Origin of the sequence: Rhizobium sp. Leaf262 (genome assembly GCF_001422245.1) — a bacterium.
In the GTDB taxonomy this organism is placed as follows: Bacteria; Pseudomonadota; Alphaproteobacteria; order Rhizobiales; family Rhizobiaceae; genus Agrobacterium.
Map to the genome: position 1 here is coordinate 1 of NZ_LMMM01000015.1, position 2,500 is coordinate 2,500.

Below are 2,500 nucleotides of genomic sequence, written 5' to 3' on the forward strand. Positions count from 1 at the left end.
TGGTTGCGGGGGCAGGATTTGAACCTGCGGCCTTCAGGTTATGAGCCTGACGAGCTACCGGGCTGCTCCACCCCGCGTTACCAGCGCAAGTTCTTGGAACTTGCGCGACAGAGCAAACTCTTTGAGTTTGCGTATCCGGTCTGGTTTTTGCCGTATGCAAAATACCGTTGTTTGTCCTGTGAGGGACGTGACCGTTTCGGAGCAAATCCTTGAGGATTTGTCTCAGTCAAGGGACGCGGTGTGCGTTTGCCTTAATTTCGTGTGGCCTAAAACGACGAAAGGCCGCAGATGCGGCCCTTTGTATCGGCTGGGCCGAGGTTTGTTTTTGTTCTGAGAAGATATTGATTGTGATGCGTTGCGTTTTGCAGACCTGGCAGCGACCTACTCTCCCGCGTCTTAAGACGGAGTACCATTGGCGCTGGGGCGTTTCACGGCCGTGTTCGGAATGGGAACGGGTGCAGCCGCCCCGCAATAACCACCAGGTCGGCAAAACGCAACAACATAAGTTGTTTCGAGAAGCTGGAGAGGAGACATTGTCTCTTCTATTTAATTTACACGTCTTATCTGTTTTGTCCTGACGCCCAAAGGGCTCCGGACGGGCCGCATCACGTGATGCGACGGCCTCTGGCCTGTATTGGTGGCACACTCAAGCTTGAGCGAGGCAGCCATACAAGACGATAGTCCGTCGCCAATCGTTTGGCGCGCCGTCTGCAGGGCTTTTAGCCCGTGAAGACAGAACAGTTCATCAAGCTTCGCTTGATGAACATAATCAATGGGAACGAAGAAGTCGCTCGAGCTATTAGTAACGGTAAGCTTCATGCATTGCTGCACTTCCACACCCGTCCTATCAACGTGGTCGTCTTCCACGGCTCTGATAGGGAACACTCGTTTTCAGGTTGGTTTCCCGCTTAGATGCCTTCAGCGGTTATCCATTCCGTATATAGCTACTCTGCTATGCCCTTGGCAGGACAACAGATCCACCAGAGATACGTCCATCCCGGTCCTCTCGTACTAGGGACAGATCCTGTCAATATTCCTACACCCACGGCAGATAGGGACCGAACTGTCTCACGACGTTCTGAACCCAACTCACGTACCGCTTTAAATGGCGAACAGCCATACCCTTGGGACCTGCTCCAGCCCCAGGATGCGATGAGTCGACATCGAGGTGCCAAACAACCCCGTCGATATGGACTCTTGGGGGTCATCAGCCTGTTATCCCCGGCGTACCTTTTATCCGTTGAGCGATGGCCCTTCCACACGGGACCACCGGATCACTATGACCGACTTTCGTCTCTGCTCGACTTGTCAGTCTCGCAGTCAGGCTAGCTTATGCCATTGCACTCGACGACCGATTTCCGACCGGTCTGAGCTAACCATCGCGCGCCTCCGTTACTCTTTCGGAGGCGACCGCCCCAGTCAAACTACCCACCATACACTGTCCCGGATCCGGATAACGGACCGCGGTTAGACATCCACGAAGATAAGGGTGGTATTTCAAGGATGGCTCCACGGGAACTGGCGTCCCCGCTTCAAAGCCTACCACCTATCCTACACATGCCTTGGCGAATGCCAGTGTAAAGCTATAGTAAAGGTGCACGGGGTCTTTCCGTCTGACCGCAGGAACCCCGCATCTTCACGGGGAATTCAATTTCACTGAGTCTATGTTGGAGACAGCGGGGAAGTCGTTACGCCATTCGTGCAGGTCGGAACTTACCCGACAAGGAATTTCGCTACCTTAGGACCGTTATAGTTACGGCCGCCGTTTACTGGGGCTTCAGTTCAGAGCTTGCACCCCTCCCTTTAACCTTCCAGCACCGGGCAGGCGTCAGACCCTATACGTCGTATTGCTACTTCGCAGAGCCCTGTGTTTTTGATAAACAGTCGCTACCCCCTGGTCTGTGCCACCCCATCATACTTGCGTACCATGGGGTCACGCTTCTTCCGAAGTTACGCGTGCAATTTGCCGAGTTCCTTCAACATAGTTCTCTCAAGCGCCTTGGTATACTCTACCTGACCACCTGTGTCGGTTTCGGGTACGGTCTATACGGTGGAGCTATTTCCTGGAACCTCTTCGCCGCACATTCAATCCAATAAGAATGTACAACACACAAGATCCGTCACTACCACCAGGCCCACGAATATTAACGTGGTTCCCATCGACTACGCGTGTCCGCCTCGTCTTAGGGGCCGGCTAACCCTGCTCAGATTAACTTTAAGCAGGAACCCTTGGTCTTTCGGCGAGGGAGTCTCTCACTCCCTTTATCGTTACTCATGTCAACATTCGCACTTCCGATATCTCCAGCAGCCCTCACGGGTCCGCCTTCACAGACTTACGGAACGCTCCGCTACCACACGTCTTGCGACGTATCCTCAGCTTCGGTGCATGGCTTTAGCCCCGTTACATTTTCGGCGCAAAGACCCTTATTTAGACCAGTGAGCTGTTACGCTTTCTTTAAATGATGGCTGCTTCTAAGCCAACATCCTGGTTGTTTTGGGA

The 2,500-nt window shown here is 53.4% G+C and carries 1 tRNA gene and 2 rRNA genes (1 of these 3 cut by a window edge); all 3 read right to left on the reverse strand.

The features are described 5' to 3' along the window. Positions 1 to 77: transfer RNA gene (locus ASF29_RS12670), tRNA-Met, on the reverse strand. 291 nt (positions 78 to 368) lie between these two features. Continuing rightward, positions 369 to 483 (reverse strand): 5S ribosomal RNA (rrf, locus tag ASF29_RS12675). A gap of 295 nt (positions 484 to 778) precedes the next feature. After that, positions 779 to 2,500, reverse strand: a 23S ribosomal RNA gene (locus tag ASF29_RS12680); it runs 1,208 nt beyond the window's last position.